The organism is Burkholderia sp. Se-20378 (assembly GCF_017104665.1).
Classification (GTDB): domain Bacteria; phylum Pseudomonadota; class Gammaproteobacteria; order Burkholderiales; family Burkholderiaceae; genus Burkholderia; species Burkholderia lata.
This window is the reverse complement of sequence record NZ_JAAGPG010000579.1, coordinates 1-5,188: the sequence shown is the minus strand read 5'-3', so window position 1 is coordinate 5,188 and position 5,188 is coordinate 1. Positions and strand designations below refer to the sequence as shown.

6 protein-coding genes and 1 pseudogene are annotated in these 5,188 nt (G+C 67.8%); 6 read left to right on the top strand and 1 reads right to left on the bottom strand.

All coding sequences use genetic code 11. The annotated features are described in order from the left end of the window. From G3N93_RS34065 to G3N93_RS34055, 3 genes and pseudogenes are all read left to right on the top strand, one after another. A pseudogene (locus G3N93_RS34065) lies at positions 1–157 on the top strand (response regulator); the annotation flags it as partial. Next, a complete protein-coding gene (locus G3N93_RS34060; RefSeq protein WP_039344650.1) occupies positions 150–776 on the top strand; it encodes a chemotaxis protein CheC in 627 nt (208 codons plus the stop codon). The pseudogene G3N93_RS34065 and the gene G3N93_RS34060, both read left to right, overlap by 8 nt. Then, on the top strand, positions 773–1,711 hold the full coding sequence (locus tag G3N93_RS34055) for a GGDEF domain-containing protein (RefSeq protein WP_174940471.1): 939 nt from the start codon (positions 773–775) through the stop codon (positions 1,709–1,711). The genes G3N93_RS34060 and G3N93_RS34055 overlap by 4 nt, the downstream gene beginning before the upstream one ends. Positions 1,712–1,765: 54 nt before the next feature. Here the strand turns inward: G3N93_RS34055 and G3N93_RS34050 are convergent, their stop codons facing one another. Next, positions 1,766–2,650 carry an alpha/beta fold hydrolase gene (locus tag G3N93_RS34050; protein WP_174940473.1) on the bottom strand — a complete coding sequence of 295 codons (885 nt, stop codon included), beginning with the start codon at positions 2,648–2,650 and terminating at the stop codon, positions 1,766–1,768. 174 nt (positions 2,651–2,824) lie between these two features. Here G3N93_RS34050 and G3N93_RS34045 point away from each other — a divergent pair, with 174 nt between their 5' ends. From G3N93_RS34045 to G3N93_RS34035, 3 genes are all read left to right on the top strand, one after another. Further along, the gene (locus G3N93_RS34045; protein WP_174940475.1) at positions 2,825–3,157 is read left to right on the top strand and encodes a hypothetical protein; all 333 of its coding nucleotides are present in this window, start codon (positions 2,825–2,827) and stop codon (positions 3,155–3,157) included. A 258-nt stretch (positions 3,158–3,415) separates the two neighbouring features. Next, a complete protein-coding gene (gene hpnD, locus G3N93_RS34040; RefSeq protein WP_166891082.1) occupies positions 3,416–4,264 on the top strand; it encodes a presqualene diphosphate synthase HpnD in 849 nt (282 codons plus the stop codon). Positions 4,265–4,277: 13 nt separating this feature from the next. Continuing rightward, a partial coding sequence (locus G3N93_RS34035) for an FAD-dependent oxidoreductase (RefSeq protein ID WP_206134938.1) occupies positions 4,278–5,188 on the top strand: 911 nt, incomplete at its 3' end.

The following is a 5,188-nucleotide window of genomic DNA, read 5'->3' as shown; positions in this document are numbered from 1 at the left end:
CGAAGATCTGAACACGTTCGTGATCGTGGTATCCGCCGATATCCAGCCGCAGGCGCAAGCACGCGTGCGCGAATTGGGCGCGATCGCATTCGTAGCCAAACCCGTGACGTCGGAGGCATTGCTGCCCATTCTCAAGGAGTATGGGTTGTATGCCTGACTCGGTGTTCACGGCGGAGCAACGCGACGCGTTGCAGGAGATCGCCAACCTCGCAATGGGCCGCGCCGCCGCGCGGCTCGCGTTGTTGCTCGGGCATTTCATCGAGCTGTCGGTGCCGCGCGTGCGGGTCGTGAAAGCGACCGACGCGGGCGATGCGCTGCGCGAGATGACGGGCATTCACGACAACGTGACCGCCGTGCGCCAGGGCTTTCGCTCCGACATCAAGGGCGAAGCGATCGTGCTGTGCCGCACTGCGAGCATCGCGCGGCTCATGTCGGTCGTCGACCGTACGTTCGGCGACGGCGTGTATGGCGGGATGGCGACACCCGACGAAGTCGTGTTCGACGTCGCGAACGTGCTGATGGGTGCGTGCGTCGCGTCGATCCTCGACGAGCTCGGCCGCAAGCCCGTGTTCTTTCCGCCGGGGCTGCTCGGCGCGAACGTGTCGTTCGACGACGTATTCCAGCCGACCGAGCTGGCATGGAGCGTTGCATTGTTGCTGGAAGTGAACTTCGGGCTCGAGGACCACGCGTTCCGGGCCCACTTCGTGATGTTGATGGCCGAGGATTCGATCCGGCTGATGGGCGACGCGCTCGACGCGTTGCTGTCCGCGCTATGACGGCCGCCACCTCGTCGCTGAGCGACCTCGTGATCGAGCGGGTGGGCTTCGGCCTGTTCGTGCTCGACCGCGCGATGACCGTGCTGATGTGGAATCGCTTCATGCAGGACCACAGCGGCATCCCGGCCGCCGACGTGATCGGCCGCAACCTGTTCGACTGCTTTCCCGACCTGCCGCGCGCGTGGCTGTCGCGCAAGCTCGAGAGCGTGTTCCAGCTCGGCAGCTTCGCGTTCAGTTCGTGGGAGCAGCGGCCCTACCTGTTTCGCTTCGAGCACGACCGGCCGATCACGGGCGGCGTCGACTACATGCAGCAGGACTGCACGTTCATGCCGCTCACGCGCGGCCGCGACGTCGAGGCCGTGTGCGTGACGATCTCGGACGTCACGCATGTGAGCGTGATGCAGCGCGAGCGCGAGGAAGCGGTTGCGAAGCTGCGCGAGCACGCGAATCGCGACGGCCTGACCGGCATCGCGAACCGGCGCTTCTTCGAGGCGCGGCTCGGCGACGAATTCTCGCGCTGGCAGCGCTACGGCGGCGACATGTCGGTGCTGCTGTTCGACCTCGATCACTTCAAGACGATCAACGACCGTTTCGGGCACGCGGCCGGCGATGCCGTGCTGCGCGAGACCGCGCGTCGCGTCGCATCGATCGTGCGCGCGCAGGATACGTTCGGCCGCTTCGGCGGCGAGGAATTCGCGCTGCTGCTGCCGTGCACGAATCTCGACGAGGCGATGCTGGTGGCCGACAAGGTGCGCGATGCAATCGGCAGCGTGCCGGTCGATGCCGAGGGCGTCAGCGTACCGGTGACGGCGAGCGTCGGCGGCGCGTGTGCGAAGACGGGCGCGCCGACCTGCGACGTACTCGTCAACGAGGCCGATGCCGCGCTTTATCGCGCGAAGCGGCTCGGGCGCGATCGGTCGGTCGCGTACGCATAGTCAGTGCATCCGCCCCGCTGTGCGCGGAGCGGAGGTCATCGGCGTGTGCGGCGCTCAGCTTTTCGCGATGTCGGCCAGCACGCCGGCCAGTACGGCCGGCTGCGACATGAACGGCGAATGGCTGCTGTCGAGCTGGTGCACGTGGGTCGGGTTGCCGGGCGCGAATGCGTCGGCTTCGTCGATGAAGCGCTGCTGCAGCGCGGGCAGGATCACGCGATCCTGCAGGCACTTGATGTAGTGGCGGTCGATCGCGCCCCAGCGTGCGGCCGTCGTCGGGATCGCGGTCGCGAACGGCGCGGCCGGCACGTCGCAGGTCATCAGGTTCGCGACGGCCTCGAAGTCGGCCTGCGGCACGTCGTCGTACAGTGCGCGCTTCGCAAGGTCGCGATACGCGGCGTCGCCGCTGCGCGGATCGATGCGCAGCGCACCGGCGACGCGCGGGCTCGCCAGCATCAGCGGGCCGAGCATTTCACCCTTGTTTTCAGGTGCGCGCACGTAGTCGAGGCCCGGTACGCCCGACGCGGGCATGAAGGCCGCGAGATAGACGATCTTCGCGATCTTTTCCGGTGCACGTTCGGCGGCCGCCGTGATCGCGAGGCCGCCCATGCTGTGCCCGACGAGCACGACCTTGCCGTGGCCGAGCGCGTACGCGTCGTCGACTGCCTGCATCACCTGCGTGGCGTAATCGTCGAGCGTCGTGTTCGCGACCGGCGACGGCTCGGCGCCGAACGCGTCCTGGTCGAGCGGGCGGGCGAAGTACGAAGCAGGAAAGCGGGCATTGATGCCATGCGCGGGCAGGTCACGCGCGATCGACAGGTGGCCGCGCGCGGCCAGTGCCGCGGCGACGTGCGCGTAGCTCCACGCGCCGTGCCAGGCGCCGTGCACGAGCACGAAAACGGGATGATCGGACTGCGGGGTGGCGCTTGCGTTCGTCTCCATGGTGTCCGGGTCTTCAGATTTTGAGAAAGGTGTCATCTTAGACGAACCCGCGTGCGCTCAGACGGGCCGGATTCGATCTGTCCCTCTTGTCTCGTGCAGGCCACATTTCGTCCGTATCCGATTTGAATTTATCCCGAAGCACGCTAATTTGTTGCTTTGCCAGCGATTGCACCCATGAACGTCGACTATCTCTTCTATCGGAAGCCGGACAAACCCGGCCCCTATTCGCTCGACGACCTGGGCGACATCGCGCCGCCGATCGGCCCGGGCGACCTGGTGCGCGCGGGCATCGCGCGCGTGTTCGCGCAGATCGACTGGCAGGAATCGCTCGATGTGCCGGGCGCATGGTTCGGCACGGGCGGCGCGGTCTTCCAGTTCACCGCGGAGCCCGACGGCCGCGTGACGAGCTTCATGGGCTCACGCCTCGAACGCCGCTCGATGCTGCAGCTCACCCGCGAAATGGGGCTCATTGCGCTCGACCTTCAGCGCGACATCGTTTACGGCTGACGAGCGGCCGGCGCCGGGTTCCGCCCGGGCCGGCCGCGCTTGCCGGCCAACGCTTCCGGCATGCCGCCGCACGCGGCGCATGTCCGCCATCGAACTTCAAAGATTGCTATACTTTCGCCCAATTCCGGCTTCCGGCCGGTAATTTGTGCCTGTCTGCGTCGATCGTTCGCATATCTCGCACGCATTTGACACCCTGACCATCCCAGCCGGGCATGGCTTCTTCAATCGCCCCGCGTGGGTGTCTCCGTGGAGCTCGTCTTGGCCGTTTCCAATTCCGTCGTGGACGAACAAGAAACCGACGCCGCTGCCGTCACATCGGGCAGTTCTTTCTATCTTGCGATGCGCATCCTGCCGGCCGTGCAGCGCGATGCGATGTTCCAGGTCTACGCGTTTTGCCGCGCGGTCGACGACATCGCCGACAGCGACCTGCCGCGCGCCGAGCGCAACGCGGGCCTCGATCGCTGGCGCGCGGACATCGACGCATGCTTCGCCGGCCGCCCGCCGCGCCACCTGGCTGCGCTCGATCGTGAGATCCGCGCATTCAACCTGCAGCGCGACGACTTCCACGCGATGATCGACGGGATGGCGATGGATGCAGTAGAAGACATCTGCGCGCCCGACGAACCGACGCTCGACCTCTTCTGCGATCGCGTGGCGAGCGCGGCCGGCCGGCTGTCGGTGAGGATTTTCGGGATGCCTGAAGCCGAAGGGATCAAGCTGTCGCATCACCTCGGCCGCGCGCTGCAACTGACGAACATCCTGCGCGACATCGACGACGATGCGGCGATCAACCGTTGCTACCTGCCGCGCGAACTGCTCGCGCGCGAAGGCATCGCGATCACCGACCCGGCGACGATCGTGCGCGATCCGGCGCTGCCGCGCGTGTGCGCGACGCTCGTCGAGCGCGCGCTCGAGCACTTCCGTCAGGCCGACGCGGTGATGGACACCTGCGCGCGTGCGCAGGTGAAGGCGCCGCGCATCATGTCGGGCGCGTATCGCTGCATTCTCGAAGCCGCGATCGCACGCGGCTTTGCCTTTCCGCGCGCGCCGCTGCGCAAGCCGAAAGCGCGCATGCTGATGATCGCCGCGCGCTACGCGCTGTTCTGAGCCGACCGAGTCGATGCCCAGGACCGTCCATGTGATCGGCGCCGGCGTTGCCGGCCTGTCGGCCGCGGTCGAGCTGCAACGCCGCGGGAGACGCATCGTGCTGCACGACGCGCACGCGCATGCGGGCGGCCGCTGCCGCTCATGGTTCGACGGGACGCTGAACACGACGCTCGACAGCGGGCTGCACACGGTGTTCGCGGGACAGCCCGCGACGCAGCGCTACCTGCGTGCGATCGGCGCGACCGACCAGCTCGTGGGGCCCGCGCTGCCTGAATTTCCGGTTGTCGACGTCGCGTCGCAGCAGCGCTGGACGCTGCGCTTCGGCAACGGGCGCTGGCCGTCGTGGCTGTTCGATGCCGCGTCGCGCGCGCCGGGCACGACGCCGCTCGACTACCTCGCGCTCGCCCCGCTCGCGTTCGCGCGCATGGGCCGTTCACTCGCACAGACGATGCGATGCGACGGCCTGCTGTGGGAACGTTGGCTGCGGCCGTATTTCCTCGGTGTGCTGAACGTCGAGCCGCGCCACGCGAGTGCCGAACTCGCGCGCGCGGCGCTGTGCAGCACGTTTTCCGCGGGCGGCCCCGCTTGCCGTCCGCTCGTCGCGCGCCACGGCCTCGGCAGCGCATTCGTCGAACCGGCGCTGCGGATGTTGCAGCACGGCGGCGCGCAGATCCGGCTGAACTCGCGGCTCGACGCGTTCGAATTCGGCGCGCACGGCAATGCGGTCGATGCGGTTTCGGTCGGCGGCGAGCGCATCGATCTCGCGCCGGGCGACGCCGTCGTGCTGGCTGTGCCGCCCGAGGTCGCGCAGCCGCTCGTGCCCGAACTCACCGCGCCCGACACGTTCAGCGCGGTCGTGACCGCGTATTTCGCGGTTGAAGCGCCGGCCGGCAATCCGCTGCAGACGTCCGTGGTCAACGGTGA